The organism is Roseovarius sp. D22-M7 (assembly GCF_037083785.1).
Taxonomy (GTDB): domain Bacteria; phylum Pseudomonadota; class Alphaproteobacteria; order Rhodobacterales; family Rhodobacteraceae; genus Roseovarius.
Map to the genome: position 1 here is coordinate 26,652 of NZ_JBAPKY010000035.1, position 16,441 is coordinate 43,092.

General features: G+C 63.9%; 17 protein-coding genes. 6 read left to right on the top strand and 11 right to left on the bottom strand.

Annotated features, from left to right (window positions below):
- Window position 1: 1 nt before the first annotated feature.
- The 4 genes from V8324_RS14810 to V8324_RS14825 all read right to left on the bottom strand — a co-directional run bounded on the left by V8324_RS14810 (window position 2) and on the right by V8324_RS14825 (window position 4,628).
- Window positions 2–163 (bottom strand): hypothetical protein, encoded by a 162-nt coding sequence (locus V8324_RS14810; protein ID WP_336420702.1) that lies wholly within the window; start codon window positions 161–163, stop codon window positions 2–4.
- 755 nt (window positions 164–918) lie between these two features.
- Window positions 919–1,680 carry a hypothetical protein gene (locus V8324_RS14815; protein ID WP_336420703.1) on the bottom strand — a complete coding sequence of 254 codons (762 nt, stop codon included), beginning with the start codon at window positions 1,678–1,680 and terminating at the stop codon, window positions 919–921.
- A gap of 13 nt (window positions 1,681–1,693) precedes the next feature.
- Entirely contained in the window at window positions 1,694–2,194 is a 501-nt protein-coding gene (locus V8324_RS14820; RefSeq protein ID WP_336420704.1) for a phage tail protein, read from the bottom strand.
- Between the two features lie 22 nt (window positions 2,195–2,216).
- The gene (locus V8324_RS14825; RefSeq protein ID WP_336420705.1) at window positions 2,217–4,628 is read right to left on the bottom strand and encodes a phage tail sheath subtilisin-like domain-containing protein; all 2,412 of its coding nucleotides are present in this window, start codon (window positions 4,626–4,628) and stop codon (window positions 2,217–2,219) included.
- Window positions 4,629–5,035: 407 nt separating this feature from the next.
- Here V8324_RS14825 and V8324_RS14830 point away from each other — a divergent pair, with 407 nt between their 5' ends.
- From V8324_RS14830 to V8324_RS14840, 3 genes are all read left to right on the top strand, one after another.
- Entirely contained in the window at window positions 5,036–5,197 is a 162-nt protein-coding gene (locus V8324_RS14830; protein ID WP_336420706.1) for a transposase, read from the top strand.
- A gap of 567 nt (window positions 5,198–5,764) precedes the next feature.
- Window positions 5,765–6,010 (top strand): hypothetical protein, encoded by a 246-nt coding sequence (locus V8324_RS14835; RefSeq protein WP_336420707.1) that lies wholly within the window; start codon window positions 5,765–5,767, stop codon window positions 6,008–6,010.
- A gap of 27 nt (window positions 6,011–6,037) precedes the next feature.
- The gene (locus V8324_RS14840; RefSeq protein ID WP_336420708.1) at window positions 6,038–6,178 is read left to right on the top strand and encodes a hypothetical protein; all 141 of its coding nucleotides are present in this window, start codon (window positions 6,038–6,040) and stop codon (window positions 6,176–6,178) included.
- Window positions 6,179–6,301: 123 nt separating this feature from the next.
- On the opposite strand, the gene V8324_RS14845 is transcribed toward V8324_RS14840, so the two are convergent.
- From V8324_RS14845 to V8324_RS14870, 6 genes are all read right to left on the bottom strand, one after another.
- A complete protein-coding gene (locus tag V8324_RS14845; protein ID WP_336420709.1) occupies window positions 6,302–7,759 on the bottom strand; it encodes a hypothetical protein in 1,458 nt (485 codons plus the stop codon).
- On the bottom strand, window positions 7,740–8,744 hold the full coding sequence (locus tag V8324_RS14850) for a hypothetical protein (protein WP_336420710.1): 1,005 nt from the start codon (window positions 8,742–8,744) through the stop codon (window positions 7,740–7,742). Before V8324_RS14850 ends, V8324_RS14845 begins: the two co-directional genes overlap by 20 nt.
- Window positions 8,745–8,747: 3 nt before the next feature.
- Window positions 8,748–10,226 (bottom strand): hypothetical protein, encoded by a 1,479-nt coding sequence (locus V8324_RS14855; RefSeq protein WP_336420711.1) that lies wholly within the window; start codon window positions 10,224–10,226, stop codon window positions 8,748–8,750.
- Between the two features lie 104 nt (window positions 10,227–10,330).
- Window positions 10,331–11,587: an ISL3 family transposase gene (locus tag V8324_RS14860; RefSeq protein WP_336420712.1), complete on the bottom strand. Its 1,257-nt coding sequence runs from the start codon at window positions 11,585–11,587 to the stop codon at window positions 10,331–10,333.
- Window positions 11,588–12,114: 527 nt separating this feature from the next.
- On the bottom strand, window positions 12,115–13,047 hold the full coding sequence (locus V8324_RS14865) for an IS5 family transposase (protein WP_336420713.1): 933 nt from the start codon (window positions 13,045–13,047) through the stop codon (window positions 12,115–12,117).
- Between the two features lie 397 nt (window positions 13,048–13,444).
- Window positions 13,445–13,870: a transposase gene (locus V8324_RS14870; protein WP_336420714.1), complete on the bottom strand. Its 426-nt coding sequence runs from the start codon at window positions 13,868–13,870 to the stop codon at window positions 13,445–13,447.
- 288 nt (window positions 13,871–14,158) lie between these two features.
- On the opposite strand from V8324_RS14870, the gene V8324_RS14875 reads away from it, so the two are divergent.
- The 3 genes from V8324_RS14875 (at window position 14,159) to V8324_RS14885 (ending at window position 15,754) form a co-directional block, all read left to right on the top strand.
- On the top strand, window positions 14,159–14,371 hold the full coding sequence (locus tag V8324_RS14875) for a hypothetical protein (RefSeq protein ID WP_336420715.1): 213 nt from the start codon (window positions 14,159–14,161) through the stop codon (window positions 14,369–14,371).
- Between the two features lie 97 nt (window positions 14,372–14,468).
- Window positions 14,469–15,173 (top strand): peptidoglycan recognition protein family protein, encoded by a 705-nt coding sequence (locus V8324_RS14880; protein WP_336420716.1) that lies wholly within the window; start codon window positions 14,469–14,471, stop codon window positions 15,171–15,173.
- Window positions 15,174–15,181: 8 nt separating this feature from the next.
- A complete protein-coding gene (locus V8324_RS14885; RefSeq protein WP_336420717.1) occupies window positions 15,182–15,754 on the top strand; it encodes a hypothetical protein in 573 nt (190 codons plus the stop codon).
- Between the two features lie 118 nt (window positions 15,755–15,872).
- Here the strand turns inward: V8324_RS14885 and V8324_RS14890 are convergent, their stop codons facing one another.
- The gene (locus V8324_RS14890) at window positions 15,873–16,217 is read right to left on the bottom strand and encodes a cupin domain-containing protein (RefSeq protein WP_336420718.1); all 345 of its coding nucleotides are present in this window, start codon (window positions 16,215–16,217) and stop codon (window positions 15,873–15,875) included.
- Window positions 16,218–16,441: the final 224 nt, after the last annotated feature.

Consider the following 16,441-nt stretch of genomic DNA (forward strand, 5'->3'; position numbering starts at 1 on the left):
CCTACCTCCACCGCAGCCCGTGGATCCGGCGCAGTCGCGACCGGTCGGGCAGGGCGCCTATCCGCGACAGCGCGGCGGCGGTGCGGGGCCCGGTCGAGGCCTGCTCAGGCAGCTTCTGCGTCGTTTCGCGCAGAACGTCCTGGCGGGTGATTTCACGCTCCACGACGCGTTCCACCTGCCGCTCGAATATTTGCTCGGGCGGAGGCGGTTGGGGTGGCGGCGCCTCCGGCGGGCGCGGCGCGACGGGGCTGATGGCTTCCGTCTCATCGCGCGGCGCGGCGGGTGCCGTCGCCCGCGGTTGTGGCGTTGCAGGCGCGGGGCGCGGTGGCGCGGGCTCTGCTGCGGGCGTGGCCTGCGGCGCCAGCGGCTCCGGTGTGAAGGGTTGCGGCGGCGCGGCGCGGTCCGGGGTCGGCGGCGGGTTGGCGTGATGGCCGTCGCCGGGGACCGGCGCGGCTGGTGCCCGTGCCGGTGTCGGTGCCGGGTGCGGCGCGTGCTCGGAGGTCGGCGGGACCTCGGCGCGTGACGGCGTCCATGTGGTTTCCGGGCGCGGTGGCGGCGCTGCGACGGGCGGTTCCGGCGCGGGCGGTGCAGGCTCCGCTGTGGGGCGCGACTGTTGGGTGCGCGGCGGCGCGTTCGCGGGCCCGGGCGCCGAGGGAGCGGGGGCCTGCCCGCGGGGCGGCGCGGGCGCAGCGGTCGGCCGGGCAGCGCGCCGTGTCCGGGAGGGCTCCGCGGGGGGGTCTGCAGGCGGGCCCTCGGCGGCATCGCCGCGCTCGACTGAAACCACCGGCAGACCGAAGGCCTCGGGCCCCACGCCCAGCAGCCGCTGGTCGCTCTCGGCGATGGGGGAGCCGGACTGCGGCACCGGCGCGATGCCCACCGAAAGCCCCCCGCTGTCCAGAAGGCGTTGCAGGTAGGCGGTCATGACACGGCCTGCAGTCTGCGGCTCTGTGTCTGCAGGCGTTCGGACTGGATCAGCGCGGCAAAGGCGCGCCGGTCGCTGCGGGTGAGCGCCAGGATCTCGGCATGGGCCCAGCCGTACTGGCCCGCAAGCAGATGCACCTCGCGCAGCAGGAAAGGCCGTTCGTCGGCAAGCTTGCGGCCCAGATAATGCGGCATGCTGAACCGCAACAGGTGCACGGCCTCGCAATGCGGGCAGGTGGTCTCCAGCTCGAAATCCAGAAGCGGCGCGGCCCGCTCGAGGAAGGCGTCCGCCTCCTGCTGTGTAACGCCGCCCTCGGCCAGCGCGGCCAGAAGCGCCTCGGGTTCGCCGGTCGCGCCATCCAGATCGCCCAGCGTCGGCGCCCGCAGGCGGCCTCCCGAGGGCAGGGTCCACCAGCCGTCACGCGGCGCGTCGACGTCCGCGGCCTCCGCGTCCTGCGTGGCCACGATCGCGGCGAGGTCCAGCGCGAATTCGAACGCCTCGCCGCAGCCGCTGCACTGCGCCCGGTTCTCGAGCGCGCCGGGGTAGAGATGGCGGTAGATCGTCCAGCAGAGCCGATGCACCAGCGCCACCGGCAGCGCGGCGAATTCCGCGCCCTGCGGAAGTCGGGTGATCGTCTGCGCGAGGGTCAGGGCGGCGTGCGCCGGGTCCTGCGGATCAACCGCCTGTTCGGCATGGCCGTCGATCTCGCGCAGGGCGAAACTGACGGGCCCCAGATGGCCAAGTCTGAGCACGGGCATGGTGCATCTCCGATCAGATCTCAGTCGGTTCGGTGACGGCTTCGTCGCGCAGGAAGCCCTCGTGCTGCAGCGTGATCATCTCGATCGCGACCGCGTTCTCGTTCGAATTGAACTCTGGCGCCGCCTGGAACTCCGACACCCAGGCGCGGTACACGTTCCAGCGTGCCACGGGCTGGCCGGACAGGTTCAGCAGGCTGATACTGATGTCCTTGCGGAAGTTGCGCAGCGAGACGGCGCCGTCGCCCTGGTAGTTGTGCACCAGCATCGCCCAGTTCTGGAAGTCGGGGTCGTGCGACAGCCCGCGCTCCAACGCGATCGCTTCGTAGCTCGATTTGCCCGGCGATTTGCGCGTGCCGCTGAAATCGCCGCCGTCGCGGTGCTCGACGACCTCGGTGGTGCGCTTGAGCATGCCCACCTTGCTGACCGCCGCGATGACATTGCCGTCCCATTCCACGCGGAACTTGAAGTTCTTGTAGGGGTCGATGCGATAGCTGTTGACCGAAAACATAGCCATGAAGAATTCCTTCCCGTCTGCGTCAGGCCGAGGCCTGTCCGGCGATCTGCTGGATCTGGACCACCACGAATTCCGCGGGTTTGAGCGGTGCGAAGCCGACCAGCACGTTCACGATGCCCAGGTTGATATCCGTCGGCGTGGTGGTGGAGGCGTCGCAGACCACGAAAAAGGCGTCGCTCTCCTTGGTTCCCGCAAAGGCACCCTGCTGGAACAGACCACTCATGAAGGAGCCCGCCGCCAGCCGGATCTGCGCCCAGAGGTCCGCGCCGTTCGGCTGGAACACGGCGAACTTCAGCCCGCGTGACAAGCTCTCCTCGATGAAGAGCTGGGTGCGGCGCACGGGGATGTACTTGTCGTCGATATTGCCGGAGCTGTTGAAGCCCACCAGCGTCCGCGCCCCCCAGCTGACCACGCCCGCGGGAAAGATCCTCAGCGCGTTCAGGGCCTTGGGGTTGATCCGCCCGTTATCGACATCCGACATCGGTGCCGACAGCCCGATCACCCCGCGCAGCGTCGCCTCGATGCCTGCGGGTGCCTTCCAGACGCCGAAGCGGCTGTCGGTCCGCGCGGCCAGCCCCGCGATGGCGCCGGCCGGATCGATGACGCGCCCGTTGGGCAGGGTCGGGTCGGCGATGCGCAGCCGCGGCCAGAAACAGGCCGAGTTGCGGGTCTCCAGCCCGATCCGCAGCGTGTCTATGCCCGCATAGGCCGCATCGATGTCGGTCCAGCTCGGGGGCGGGTCAACCAGCGCGAAGGCACGTTTCCTGGCGGCGAAGGCCGTGGTCGTGGCCCGGATCGCCGTGCGGTTGCTCTCGGTCTGCCCGGTCGCGAAAGGGGTGATCAGCAGGTTGAAGAGATCGACCTCTTTCTCGATGAGGGCATAGGCCTCGTCGTAATCGGCCGAGAGCGGTGCCGTGCCGTCGAGCCCCTCGTTGGAGGTGTTGCCGGGCTGGTTCTGGTAGTCGCCGGTGCCGCCCGAGCCGTTCAACAGGCCCAGCGAGTAGGCCGTGACGTTGGGGTATTCGCTCGCGGCGCTGTCGAAGGGGAAATCGACGCCCCCGAGGCTGTCGGTGCCGTTGGAGCTGACCGTGAGCGCGTTGTCGCCGGCCACGCCGTTGCGGTCGGTGTTGAGCGACAGGCGCAGGCCGTGGCGCTCCGCGGTCCAGTCGGCCTGGGCATTGATCGCCGCGACCATCACGTCGAGGGCGGCGCGCACGTTGGCCAGCGAGCCCATCGCGTTGGTCAGCGTGGGCGCGGTCCCTTCGTAGAGCAGCCCGGGCGTCGCGACCCCTGTTGTCACCGCCTGCGGCGAGGACCGGCTGTCGTCGATGGTGATGGTCTGCAGGTTGGCGCGGTCCGCGGCCGCGAAGTTTCGCAGCGTCACGAAGGTGCTGGCCGAGGCCGCGTCCACCGCGCCCATCCGTCCCGTGCCGCCGGTCGGGGCGGGCCGCAGCATGGAATACCCGTCGCCCTCGACCCCGCCCGCGTGGGCGCCGAGCTGCAGCGGCACGGAGATGTCCCCGCCCGAGGCAGGCTGCACCGTCACCGGCCCGTCGGGGCATTCCAGCCAGATCAGCCGCCCGTTGGTGACGCCAGAGGCCGCGCCGGAGGCGTCGTTCACGCTCAGCGCGACGGCGCCGGAATAGGCCGCCACGATGTCGTCGGCGATGCTGTTGAGCGTATCGTTCAGAGTGCCGAGGGCGCGTACGGTGATCTGCTGCGCGGGCAGGTTGTTCACGCTCACCCGCAGCTGGTTTGTGCCCGCCGCGATCAGCGCGCCAATCTCGGTGTTGATCGCCGCCGCCCCGGCGCTGTTGAAGATCACGCCGGAGATCGACTTGCCTACGGTGCTGGCGGGTGCGGTCGTCGTCGCCGTGACCTCCACCAGGTCGGAGACACCATTGATCCGGGTCTCGACGTAATCAACGGAGGCGGGGTCCATCGAAAGGTTGAGATAGGTCGGCTCCTCGTTTTCGCGGGAATAGGTGCCGTCCGGCTGCAGGACCCTTCGGAATACGGTCAGGTTGAAGGTCCGCTCGGGGTTGGAGGTGCCGTAGTCGACCTCGGCGCGGATCATGTTGCCCGCGTTGCCCGGATCGCGCGCGGTCAGTGTCAGCGCGGCCGCAGCCCCGGTTTCGGTCATCAGCGTGACGTCGGCCTCCTGCTCGCCGTCGGCGATGCGCATCACGTAGGCCTGCGCGCCGCCGTTGAGGAAGAACATGTAGACCTGGTCGCCCAACTCCCCCGAGGCGCCGCGATCGCCGAACCGGCGATTGTAGTCGGCGAAGCTGCTGATGAAGACAGGCTTGTTCATCGGGCCCAGCGGCGCCATGCCCACGAAGAGCGCGATCGAGGTGCCGACACCTGCGATGGCGCGGGCGCCCGATGGCAGTTCCTGAATATAGACGCCGGGATATGAGACAGATACGGCCATTCACTCCTCCATAGAGTGCGCAAAATCAAAAGGAGCGTCGCGCGAGAGGAGACCCGAGCTGACATTTCCACGATTTTGCGGCCGATCGCTCCGCAATTTACATGCTTGAGGACACGCGAAAAATCGCCGAAATCCGATTTCAAACATGTGTGTTATAATGTCACTTATTTGAGACACTACCGCTTTAAGCTTAACATGAAATCCGGTTTCGCGCAAGAACCGGGTCGCTCGGAAATGGCGTTTCGGCGGGTTTCGGAGCGGCGGGTCTTCGGATTCAGCTCGCAGCCTCGGCGCGGCCCCTGGTGTCAATCCCGCAGCAAAATGGGTCAGTGAATGGAGTGCGCCCCTCGGGGTGGACAGATTGAGTGAGTTGAATTGACCGGGGGGCTTTCAGGGGAAGAAAGTCCATGCCAAGACGCCATCGCAGCCATAGCACCGAGTTCAAGCGCCAGGTCGTCGCCGAGTATCATTCAGGCGACACCCTACATGCTCTCGGCCGTCGCCACGATCTGTCGAGAAACCTGATCCGCATCGCGTCCACCGTCTCTGGCAAGGCGACGACACTATAAGCGGAACCGTTTTGCCAACACTGACCGCGATCACAAAGCTTGTGCCAGCAATGTCGATCCCGCCGGTGACAGAAACGTCTGTGATTTGACCATCGGAGGCCAGAATCAGCCCGGCGCGGACGTGGCGCGAGATGATCCGGCTGGTCAGAGCCGACCTTCGCGGCGCATTTGCCGAGTGACCGATAAGCGGACACGCACTAAATCGCTCCGCGATAGGGGCTCTGGGTGTGGGTCGTTGCGCTGAAGCGGGTTTTGCTTCGCGATTTTCGAGGTCGGGTGTGTGCTGTTGTTCGAGGTGATTTTGCCTCGATTGACAGAGGGTTTTCCCATGAACGTTCAGCATCCCACACCGACGACACCCCTTCGCGCGCGCATGATCGCGGATATGTCGGCCCGCAATNCATCCCACACCGATGACACCCCTTCGCGCGCGCATGATCGCGGATATGTCGGCCCGCAATGTCGGGCCAGCGTCGCAGACCAGCCACTTGCGAGCCTGCAAGCGGTTTGCGACTTGGCTCGGGCGATCTCCGGAGACTGCGACACCGGATGACGTGAAGCACTTCCATGCTCGGCACGAAGTCCAACTGCGCGCATGCGGGGTTCTTCCGCTTCTCGTTCGAGGACGGATCGGAAGCATCTCTGTCCTTGGATCAAGGGTTTGGCGCGTGGCGCGAAGCCTCACGGCGGACCTCGCGTTTCGATCATGAGGCGCAACCCGAGGCGCAGGCCCGCGCGCTTCGGGATCTTCGCTTCGACGTGGCCTTGCAGGACGATGCCCACTTCCCTTCCCCCATCTGGCTGCGGTGGTAGAGTGCGATCCGGAACAGGAAACCCTTGATGTCCCAAAGTTTCTTCGATGCCCAGATCTTGAATTCACCGTACCGCGTCCCGCAGCGGAATTGGGAACTGGACAAGGAGGGCCGTCCGACCGACCGCATCATCGAGCGACGCAGAAAGTCGGACATCATTCTTCGATGATCTTCGCGAATATCTCATAGAGATGCCAGCGGCTGGACTTCATACCGGCCGCGCGGCGCTTCCTCATCCGGGCAGCGAAGAGTGGCCCGTACCGATGCCACCAATATCGGACACCAATGTTGTCTATCTCGATACACGATCGGTGGTTTTGAGAATGCCGAGCTTCCTATCGAGGCTCTGCACTGCGGCCGCGACGGAATAAGCTGGCGCTGGTAGACGCCAGATCTGCCGGCTTGCGTTGACTTCGCTGTCCTCGGCCTCTGGAACCTGCCGGAACATGTCGTTTATCGCGGCTCGCGAGGTCAGAATGCTGAGCAGGCTTTGCTCGAGCCCGCTGAATTCCTCCGTACTCCTTCGGTCGGCAACCACCTCCTGCAGCATGTTCGAAGGCACCATGAGCATCTCGCGGAACATCGCCTCGGAGTGCGCAAGTGATTGAGGCCTTGCCTCGGGGTCCGTCGACACACGGTGCAGAAGCCATGCACCGCCATCGGCGATATTGTGAGCAATTTGTCCGGGTACGCTCATGGGCGCAATGAGACTCGCATTCTGTCGTGTCGCCTTCGTGAGCGACCGCCAGCTCGCGGCAAGCAGCGGGGGGCTCTCGATCGTCGTTTTCGCCTCCCTGCCTTTGCGAGCGGCAAGCCTCAGCGCGGCGAGATCGGATGTTTCGCCGATCAGTCGGCCGAGGTTCATCAGCACGATAGCAATCAAGTCCCGGTTCCGCGGATGTGTTGCCAGCAGGATATGGGCGGCGAACAAGCCCATCATCGGATCCTGGAACTTGCCGTGCAGAAACCGGTTGATCATTTCATCCGAGACTATGTTGCGTCCCTGCAAAAGTGCCTGCTTGGCAAGCTCCGTGAGTCGCGTGTTCGGTTCTTCCGGGTCAAACGTCATGCCCCGGAGGCGCATGAAAATCGCCGACCGTCGAAGCGAGGCAGCGCGCACGGTCACCTCGCCCTTGGTGAAGGTTTCGAACGCCAGAAACACCTGAACCTGCCAGTCCGGACTGAGTGTGACGAAGATCTCGTAATCGCCAAGTCCCGCTTTTGAGACCCGGAGCCGATAGGTTCCCGGATCGAGCCGCAGGCAGATGCCAGCGCACCGGGCCGTCTCCTCGATCCTGCCGGCGGACAGGTCGACCACCTTCGCCCCCTTCAGGTCGTGCACCGAAACGCCCTCGGGGTCGAAAGCCTTCTTCGCATCCTCTTCGCGCAGGAAGACGAAAAGCTCGGCGCCATCGCCGATGCTCTGCGGCTCGCGCGACCAGTCGGCGGCAAGTCCGGCCTGGTCGGCATCGAATGTCGTGGTGTTCAGGATCGGGGCGGCGGAGCGGAAGAGAACCGGCTCGCCGATGACTTCCCTCGTGGCTTCTTCGCCCGAAACCTCGACCAGTTCGTCGTGCTGGCTGGCACCGGCGCGGAAACGCACCTTGTAAAACCCCGGGCTGACATCGGCCTCGAGCTGGCCGACGGCGCTGCCGATCCGACTCAGCGACGCATCTATCAGAAAAACTTCCGTGGCCGGGTCGGCCGCTCTGGCGCGAAACTGTACCGTTTCAAAGCGTGACTGTTGCATTGCCTGGCACCTCGAAAGTTGTCTTGTCGCCGGTCTCGACGATACGGGCACGGTAGAGACCCGGCTTGAGCGGCAGTACAGTGGTTTCCGCGCCGATTACCGCTTGCGCGATTTCCACGTCCGGCCACGACTCGATCACCAGCCTATGGTCTTGGTGTTCGGGTTTGGTGACAAATGTCGTCTCGCTGCCCGGTGTGCTTTTCCGCTCGACGAAAAAGACATCCTTGTCATTGTCCACGTGGATGTCGGGCGGTTCGATCGTGATCGGTCCGGCTTTGGCGCTGATCACGTTGTGCACATGCGATTTTACCACGCTGCCGGTGACGCGGCCAAGCTGGTTGGGCTTTGCCTTTTGCAAAGCATCCATCATCGCTTCGGTGAAGATACCCCGCGTAACACCATTGAAGTCCCGCTCGCGGGCTTTCTGGTTGAATCCGGTACCATATCCCTGGAACTGCTTGACCTTGCTGGCATTCGCATGGCTGGGAAACTCCGGCAACGGTGGTGGGACGACCCTGTTCAGCATCAGGCTGTCGCGACAGGCATCGGAGATCAGCACGATCTCGTCAAACAACCAGTGCAGACGGACGAAGCGTGCCCAGGCCTGCATCGCCAGATGCGCGGGGAAGGCGATGCTCGCCTCGGCCGAATAGAGCGCGGCGGAGTCAGGATCCTGGTGATCGGCAAAGCCGTGTCCCGCGACATAGAGAAACAACCGGCCGTCGTGGTGTTCGCCCCGCAGGGCCGCTTCGGCGAAGGGACGGAAGAGTTCGTAAAGCTCCGAAGATGCCGGGTGCGCCTCGTTGACCGAGTTCGGCGCCGGAAAATCGGACGAGCGCACCATTTCCACCTTGCGGGGATCAACCCCGCCATTCGCAGGGTCGGTCAGCCATTCATAGAACCGCACCGCGTCGTTGCAGGGCCCGGCGAGATTGGAGATGCCGGGGTAGGTGTCAATGCCGATTACGATCCCGTGGTCGGCCATCTTTCAGAAGCCGTTGGCGATAATGTGCTGCACGCTCGCTATCGTCTCGTCCTCGTTGTCGAAGTCGCCATGCTTGATTGCCGCCGCGTTCCGGCCTGCGGGCGCACCCCGGGTGATGGACCAGATCACGCGTTCGTCGCCTTGATCCAGGTAAGTGCGCATCGCGCCCACGGTCAAGAAATCAGTGTCGGGGAACGCGCTCTTGTCGAAATAACGCGCCATGCCGAGGATTGGCGCGTCGGGTTCGAACTCGACGACGCCGGAGACAAAATAAAGCAACGAATGCGGGTAGAGCACCGGTACCAGCACGTCGTTTCGTTCGTTCGCATCCGTCATGGTGAATATGCGGATCCCGGCACATTGTTCGGCATGGTCCGAGATGGCCTGGTGTACGAGGTTGAAGGTCACGGCCGGCGCCAGAAAGACAACGTTGAAGTCGAATCCCTGCGGTCGGATTTCAGCGGCCTTCTTCAGTAGATGGGCTATGTAGACGGCTCCGGTGCTGTGACCGACGAGCGTGATCTTAACGCCGTCGCCGTCGCCCATCTTGTCACTTAGACGCCTCAGAACGGCGGTGCCGCCGCAATCGGCGGCGTCGCCAAAGCTGTCTTCGGTGTCCTTTTTCATGAGTTTCCAGATCAAACCGCCCACGTTGGCGAGGTAGAATTCACGCAGCACTTCCTCCACAAGCGTGGCATGAAGCCCGTGGCCCCGGCCGTCGAGGAAACGCCCGATTGCCCTCTTGGCCACCGCGATGATCGCCTTGACGACCCGCGCTGTGGAAATCACCCCGCGGTCGCCGGGTGCCGGTCGATCGACCAGGTTGTCGAGGCTCCCGGGATCCATCAGGGTCGTGGCCGAGCCCTTCACCGTCGTCGCCGACCGCGAAGCCATGTCGGCGGCGATCTCGTCTGGCGTGCGTAGACCGTTTGATACGGCTTCGACCTCTTGTCGTAGCAGAAAGTCGGTGCTGAGTTCGGCCTCGAGCTGCACCTCCTCCATCTGGGTGAGCGGGCTCACGGGCGGGGGCGGCGGGGATGGCGGGACTACGTCGTCCCCTCGGGCCATCGCATCCAGCGCCGCATCGAGTTCCGCTTCCCGCGCCGAGGTGTCGACCGCTGGAAGTGCCCCGGTGGCACGGTCTCCCTGGGTCTGCGCGGCCTTGCGGGTGACCACCTTCACCACGCGCTTCAGAATAAGGCGAAAAAGTCTTTCCTTGGAGATTTCTTCAAGATTGTTACGGATTGTTTCCAACAGCCCGGCTTCCCATACAAAGAAGATCGGAAAAGCGCCGGCCGCATCGTATTTTGGCGCCAGAAACTCCGCAATCTGCCGCCCTTTGGCCTCAGAGACCAGACCGCCATGAAAGTGCAGAACGATGTTGCCGTGATCCACCGCGCGGGAGACAAGATCATCTACTTTCGTGAGCGGCGTATCAGCGTGCAACAGCCCGTTTTGCGTGTGAATGATATTTTCGGTCATGAATAGCCCTCCACCAAGCGGATAAAGTTCGTAAGGAAAGGAATCTAAATTCTACGTCAAATTCTGGCTTCTTCGCGTTTTGTGTGGGTGGGTTGCATTTCCGGTTATCGGACGACAGCACGAGATGTTGTGTCGTAGGGTGATGCAGGGAGGTGCGTAAGCCGGCCGGCGACGAGGTAGGCCATGTTGATGAAGTTCCGTGTCGTGCGATAGCCTCGGGCGCGGGCCTTGGCCGCCTGGATCAGGCCGTTGATGGCTTCGACACCGCCATTGGTCAGCCGGCTGTCAAACCCGTTCAGGATCCCGTCCCAGTGCGCCCCAAGCGTTCTGGCGAGCTTGCGGAACGGTGCCAGACGGGATCGCTTCGCCCATGCCAGCCACGCGGTCAGCAACTCCGCCGCCCCGGCCTTGCTGTCGGCCTGGGCGAAGATGTCCCGCAATTCTTCTTTCATCCGGAATGCCCGCGCGGTCTTGAGCTTGCGGCGCGACAGGTCGTGGTGCTGCGCGATCTGCGTCTTCGTCCAGTGATGCTTGTCCTTCAGCCACATCCAGCGCGACCGCTTGAGGGCGGGTTCCGTCCGTACTTCGGCGCGCCGGACCTCCTCCAGCGCCTCGTTGGCGAGCTTCACGACGTGGAAGCGATCGAAGGTGACCGCCGCCTCGGGCAGATGCCTGGCTACCCCCGCGATGTAGGACCGGCTCATGTCGATGCAGGCGGCAGTGATGTGACCGGCCTCCCCGCCATGCGCCTCGAGATCCGCGACGAAGCCGGCCACGGTGCCCTGGTCGCGCCCCTCGCAGGCAAAGAGCAAACGCCGGGCGTCGAGATCATGGAAAAGGGTGATGTAAGCGTGTCCGCGCCGGGCGGCAGTCTCGTCGATTCCGACGGCGATGACAGCCTCGAAATTCTCCTCGGCCCGTGCGGCCTCGACGTAATGCGTCACGACGCGCCAGATGCGGTCGTCGCCCACGTCCAACAGCTCGGCCACGGCCTTCACCGGCATCGCGCGCACCAGCGCGATCACGAAGGCATCGAAAAGCTGTGTGAACCCCGAGCCGCTGCGCGCCCACGGGACCGTCACCTGCCGGGTCTTGCCGCACTCGCGGCAGGCGACCCGCGGAACCGCGGCATGGATGATGGCCTTGTGCTCGAAGAACCGCAGATGCTCCCAGCTGCGCCGCCGCGTGTCGTGGACCGGCTGGTCCGCAGCGCCGCATGAGGGGCACGCGAAGCGGCTACCGGCCTTGAACGCCACTTCGAAATCGATCTGCTTCATGGCCGCGTCAAACGCCACATCAGCGACATACCACGGCGCCTCAAGCCCAAGCGCCATCGTGAAAAGGCTCGTCTCCGACTCCATTCCGCCCTCCATCTTTGAGAACGGCCGAAGGCTACTCAAAAACGACGTGCAGGCCAACATCGCCCGGCGCGTCCGTCGCTGCGATGGTTGAGGTCTACGCGCCGGACGCGCCTACCGGACGCACAAAATGTAGCGCCCGCTCAAGCCTCAGTGAGCCCGCCAACCCACACAGATCGAGAAGGGACCCAAATTCTGGCTCAAGCAATAGCGCTATCACAGCTTCGGGTCATCATTCCTGCCGCATCATCGGCGAATGGCAGGTTCGAATGGCTGTAATGCTCCATCGAAGGGACCTTCCAAGCCTTGACGATGCCGCAGGTCGCATATGGCCGCGTCCGAGAAGCTGCGTCGCAGCAGTTCGCTGCGGACAAACGGCGGCAAAGGTCCGTGCCCGACGACTGCGCTGTTACCAATCACGAGCAGGTCTCTGCAGCACGGAAGGCCGCTTTGAGCCCAACTCTTTGATGCTGCAAGGCATTGTTGCAGAACTCAGGCCTGAGACGTGACTTCCCCTTACCCCATTGACGTCATGCCACACGGACGATCTCGGCGGTGCCGAGGGCCGAGAAGCGGTTCATGAGGGCGATGCGGATGTGGATTTCGGCGGTCTGGCGGTCAGGGTCTCTCGCGGCGATGCGTTCCCCGAAGGATTTGAGGCAGCGCATCTTCGCTTCGATCCGGCTGCGGGCGTGATAGCCCGTCCAGTGCTTCCAGAAGGCCCGGCCGTAGTGGCGGGTGGCTCGCAAGGTCTCGTTGCGAACCTTTGCGACCGGGCAATCCTCTTTCCATAGCCGCCCGTTCTTTCGGATCGGGATGACCGGGATGGCGTCACGCGCGAGGATCGCGGTGTAGCAGCGGCGCGTGTCATAGGCGCCATCGGCGGTGACGGTGCCGATCTGCTCGCCTGCCGGGATCTGGCCGAGCAATTCCGGCAGCACGGGGCTGTCGCCTTTGCTGCTGGGGGTGAATTCCACGGCGCGGATGTCGGATGTGGCCGGATCCATGGCCAGATGAACCTTGCGCCATTGGCGACGGCCCTGCACGCCATGCTTGCGCGCCTGCCATTCGCCCTCGCCGAGGAACTTGATCCCGGTGCTGTCGACCAGCAGGTTCAGCGGGCCATCCGCACGGCGATAGGGGATCTGCACGGCCAGGGTCTTCTGCCTGCGGCACAGCGTGGAGAAGTCCGGCACGGGCCAGTCCAGCCCCGCCAGCCGGAGCAGGCTGGCCACCATGCCGGCGGTCTGGCGCAACGGCAGCTTGAACAGCACCTTGATTGACAGACAGAACTGGATGGCCGCATCGGAAAAGACCGGCGGGCGTCCCGGCCGCCCGTCCCGCGGCGCGCGCCAGGTCATGTCCTTGTCGACCCAGATCAGCAGATACCCCCGCTTGCGCAGCGACGCATTGTAGCTGAACCAGTTCGTCGTGCGATAGCGGGCGGGAGATGGCTTGCTCATGCAGCCCATGTAAACGCCTGGATTCCCGAAGTGAATCCCTCACGGCGATAATTCTGCAACATGTATAACCGCCCCTTGCGCAAGAGGGTTTTTCAGAGCTGATCTTGGCGCGTCATCGGGTGCTGACATGTATCCGGCCTCGTATGCGGCGTAATACATGCCGCGGGCCGTTCTCTGATTGCGGCCTTGTCAAGTGGGAGCGTAAACCGTCCGTCCAGGGTCATGGTTCTCTTCGAGGTCACGCGTGTTGTGCCTCATCATGGTATTCGGTGGTGGTCGTCTTCAATGTATGGATCGGGTTGCGCGGAATACTCCGCCTCCCATCGGCCCGCACGAGATCGACCAACCTCCGCCCCTTCGGGACTTCGCTCCCCACCATCCGAGGCGGTAATTCCGGTCAGGCAAGGTCCTCCTTTGTCCAAGCGAACTCGGTTTCGTTCTTCCACAATGTCAGCATCAGTACGGCGAGTTTTCGCGCGGTTGCAACTGCCGCTTTCGCGAAGCCTCGTCGTCCTGCAAGGCGGACAGCCCAGCTTTTCAGCGCCGAGAACTTCCTTGCTCGGGTGATCAAGGTTGTCGCTGACTCAAACAGCAGGCTCCGCATGACCCCGTCGCCACATTTCGAGACACGCCCGGACCAGTCGATTTCTCCGGACTGGTGCCGTCGAGGCGTGAGACCCAGAAAGGCCCCGACATTCTCAGCCTTTCGAAAGCGCGAGGGGTCATCAATCAGGGCAACAAAATTCAGCGCGACGATCGCGCCGACCCCGGGGATGGTCATCAAACGACGGGCAACGGGATGTGTCTCAGCCTTCTTCTTCACAGCGCGGTCAAGTTCGGCGGCGGCCTGGCAAAGGGCCTTACTGTGGTCAAAGACGTGACAAAATCAAACGAGATTTTGCCAAGGGTTTGTGGTAAGGTTCCCCTTAGTAATTCCGTCGCCTGTTTGCACAGAGACAACAATCACCGTTTTCGGCACATGAATTATGGCAAGGGATTATGTCAGTGAGTTTCTCTCTCGACGGGGATGTCGATGCCCGTCTAACCATCCCTGTAGTAATACTTGATGGTGAATAGCATCGGCTCTGAGCATTGAAAGGTACTCGCCGCTATGACGGTCGAATTCAAAGAAGATGACGAAAATATTGACGGTTGTGACGTCGACTTCACGCGTGAAGTGCAGACAGAAGACGTGGAACTGCCGGAAACCTCGGGTGGCGTGGTGAGTGGCGAGGAAGAATTAGACGGCTGCGACATCGACTTCGCCGCCGAGATCGAGACTTCGGATAGCAATTTGCCGTCGACAACGGGTGGAGTTCAGTGACATGGCATTCAAGCTTACATGGCTGCCGGATGTCTTGCGAGCAGTCGGTCTAAAGGTCGCCGAGGTCGATGGGTGGCAAACCCGTGGCCGTCGAGAGATGGGCAAGGTGCGCGGCGTGATTTGTCACCACACAGCGGGCGGCGCCAACGGGAATATGCCCAGCCTTGATGTCATCCGGCGGGGACGCAGCGACTTGCCGGGCCCGCTTGCCCAGCTGGGCCTTGGCCGTGACGGGACCTTCTTCGTCGTTGCGGCCGGCGTCGCCAACCATGCCGGGCGTGGCGAATGGCAGGGTGTCACGGCTGGCAATTCGAGCTTCATCGGGATCGAGGCCGAGAACACCGGGACGGCTGGCGATTTCCCTTGGCCCGAGGTCCAGATGGACGCCTATGCGCGGGGTTGCGCGGCAATCCTGAACCATATCGGTGCGCCGGCAATCATGTGCTGCGGCCACAAGGAGTTCGCGCTCCCCCGCGGTCGCAAGCCCGATCCGAGCTTCGATCTCGATGCCGGAAACCACTCCGACATGGACACCTTCCGTACGACGGTCCAGAGCTTCATGGAAGGCACCGGCACGCCACGGCCAATGATCCCGGCAGAAGATCCCGTGGGAAGGCCGACGCTGCGGCGGCCTGCGACCGGTGATCTGGTGAGAGAGCTCCAGGCGAAGCTGAAGGTCGAGGTCGACGGTGATTTCGGCCCGATCACCGAGGCGGCCGTTCGGGCCTTCCAGCGCCAGCGCGACCTCGTGCCGGACGGTATCGTCGGACCGAAGACATGGGAGGCTCTGTCATCGGCCTGATGATTACGATGTCAGACCTGCGGGTCGCGGGCGGGATTGTCGCACTGGCGCTCATGAGCTCCGGCGCGGTAGCGTTCAGCAAGCCGCCGCCCTGCTTCGACCAGCCCGCAGCAGCAGCGCAGGCGGTCCGCGATGCACTGTATGACGGCGACGGGGCCGCGCTCGCCGCGCTCATCCATCGGGAGGCCGGGGTTCGCGTCTCGCCTGCGGCCTTCGTCGATCCCGAGCTCGACAGGGTTCTGGACCCTGACGAAGCTCGGAGGCTCTGGTCGGACGATACCGTCCATCTCTGGGGGTATGCCGAGGCAACTGGCGCGCCGATCGAGAAGACCGGCGCCGATTTCATCGCGGACTACGTGACGGTCCTTCCCTTCGACACGGTCGAGACACGCCCGCACGACCCGGGGGCGTCCCCGGCCTCGACCGTCGACAATGCGACCAAGGTCTATCCCGGCGCGGCAATCGTGGAGTTCCCTATTGGCAAGGGACCGGAGGACTGGGCGGTCCTGCGCCTCGCATTTGCATCGGAAGGTGGCTGCCAGAGGCTCGTTGGTCTTATCCGGGCGCGTTGGTCACCTTAGTAGCGGCTTGCTCGCGGGGGTGCTGCCAGCCAAACTCGATACCGTCTCACCAAGGGCAGGATCGCTGTCCCTGCTTTGACGCAAAGGCCGCGCCGCTGAGCGAGAGCGGCGGCATGGGTCAGCTTGAAATTCGATCTTGAGCAGAGGCTGCGCTTCGAGTTGAACACCCCGGCGGGATCTCGAAGAAGTCGCCGCGGCGAAGGCGGGTCTCGGCGCCCGTTTCGATCATGCGGACGACAAGCTCGCCCGACATGCAATAGCCCCTGTGCCGCATCGGGCAGGAGTCTGGCGAACCGAGCAAGGGCTTCTCGTCGGCCTCCCATGTCCAGCCGGGCTCGAAGACCGCGTGTATCCCCGCGCTGCCGTCGCCCATCCTGATGATGGAGATCCCCCCGCGCTCCTTCATGTCGAGGCGCTCATCGGGGGCATCGAAGCGCCGTGTCTCGATGGCATGGTCCAGCATCGTCCGTCTCCGTTCTTAGTGGCGTCTGCCGGGAAGTCCCGGCATGTTCGAGACGGTAGGCGCAGACTGCGGGCCAAGCTTGATGGATGTCTGAAGAATTCGTGCAGGATCGCCCGATTCTGCACTATACTGTGAATCGGCATGCAAAAGTGACCCACCTGGGTGGGTTATGATCATCTAAAACTGACCCACCTGCCACGTTAGCATCCGTGCGTTCATGCACG

Coding starts and splice junctions, on each gene's coding strand:
- V8324_RS14855 (WP_336420711.1), bottom strand. CDS start 10,226: ATGACCGAAAATATCATTCACACGCAAAACGGGCTGTTGCACGCTGAT.
- V8324_RS14825 (WP_336420705.1), bottom strand. CDS start 4,628: ATGGCCGTATCTGTCTCATATCCCGGCGTCTATATTCAGGAACTGCCA.
- V8324_RS14850 (WP_336420710.1), bottom strand. CDS start 8,744: ATGGCCGACCACGGGATCGTAATCGGCATTGACACCTACCCCGGCATC.
- V8324_RS14860 (WP_336420712.1), bottom strand. CDS start 11,587: ATGGAGTCGGAGACGAGCCTTTTCACGATGGCGCTTGGGCTTGAGGCG.
- V8324_RS14845 (WP_336420709.1), bottom strand. CDS start 7,759: ATGCAACAGTCACGCTTTGAAACGGTACAGTTTCGCGCCAGAGCGGCC.
- V8324_RS14880 (WP_336420716.1), top strand. CDS start 14,469: ATGGGCAAGGTGCGCGGCGTGATTTGTCACCACACAGCGGGCGGCGCC.
- V8324_RS14840 (WP_336420708.1), top strand. CDS start 6,038: ATGTCCCAAAGTTTCTTCGATGCCCAGATCTTGAATTCACCGTACCGC.
- V8324_RS14835 (WP_336420707.1), top strand. CDS start 5,765: ATGCTCGGCACGAAGTCCAACTGCGCGCATGCGGGGTTCTTCCGCTTC.
- V8324_RS14875 (WP_336420715.1), top strand. CDS start 14,159: ATGACGGTCGAATTCAAAGAAGATGACGAAAATATTGACGGTTGTGAC.
- V8324_RS14890 (WP_336420718.1), bottom strand. CDS start 16,217: ATGCTGGACCATGCCATCGAGACACGGCGCTTCGATGCCCCCGATGAG.
- V8324_RS14815 (WP_336420703.1), bottom strand. CDS start 1,680: ATGCCCGTGCTCAGACTTGGCCATCTGGGGCCCGTCAGTTTCGCCCTG.
- V8324_RS14830 (WP_336420706.1), top strand. CDS start 5,036: ATGCCAAGACGCCATCGCAGCCATAGCACCGAGTTCAAGCGCCAGGTC.
- V8324_RS14885 (WP_336420717.1), top strand. CDS start 15,182: ATGTCAGACCTGCGGGTCGCGGGCGGGATTGTCGCACTGGCGCTCATG.
- V8324_RS14820 (WP_336420704.1), bottom strand. CDS start 2,194: ATGGCTATGTTTTCGGTCAACAGCTATCGCATCGACCCCTACAAGAAC.
- V8324_RS14865 (WP_336420713.1), bottom strand. CDS start 13,047: ATGAGCAAGCCATCTCCCGCCCGCTATCGCACGACGAACTGGTTCAGC.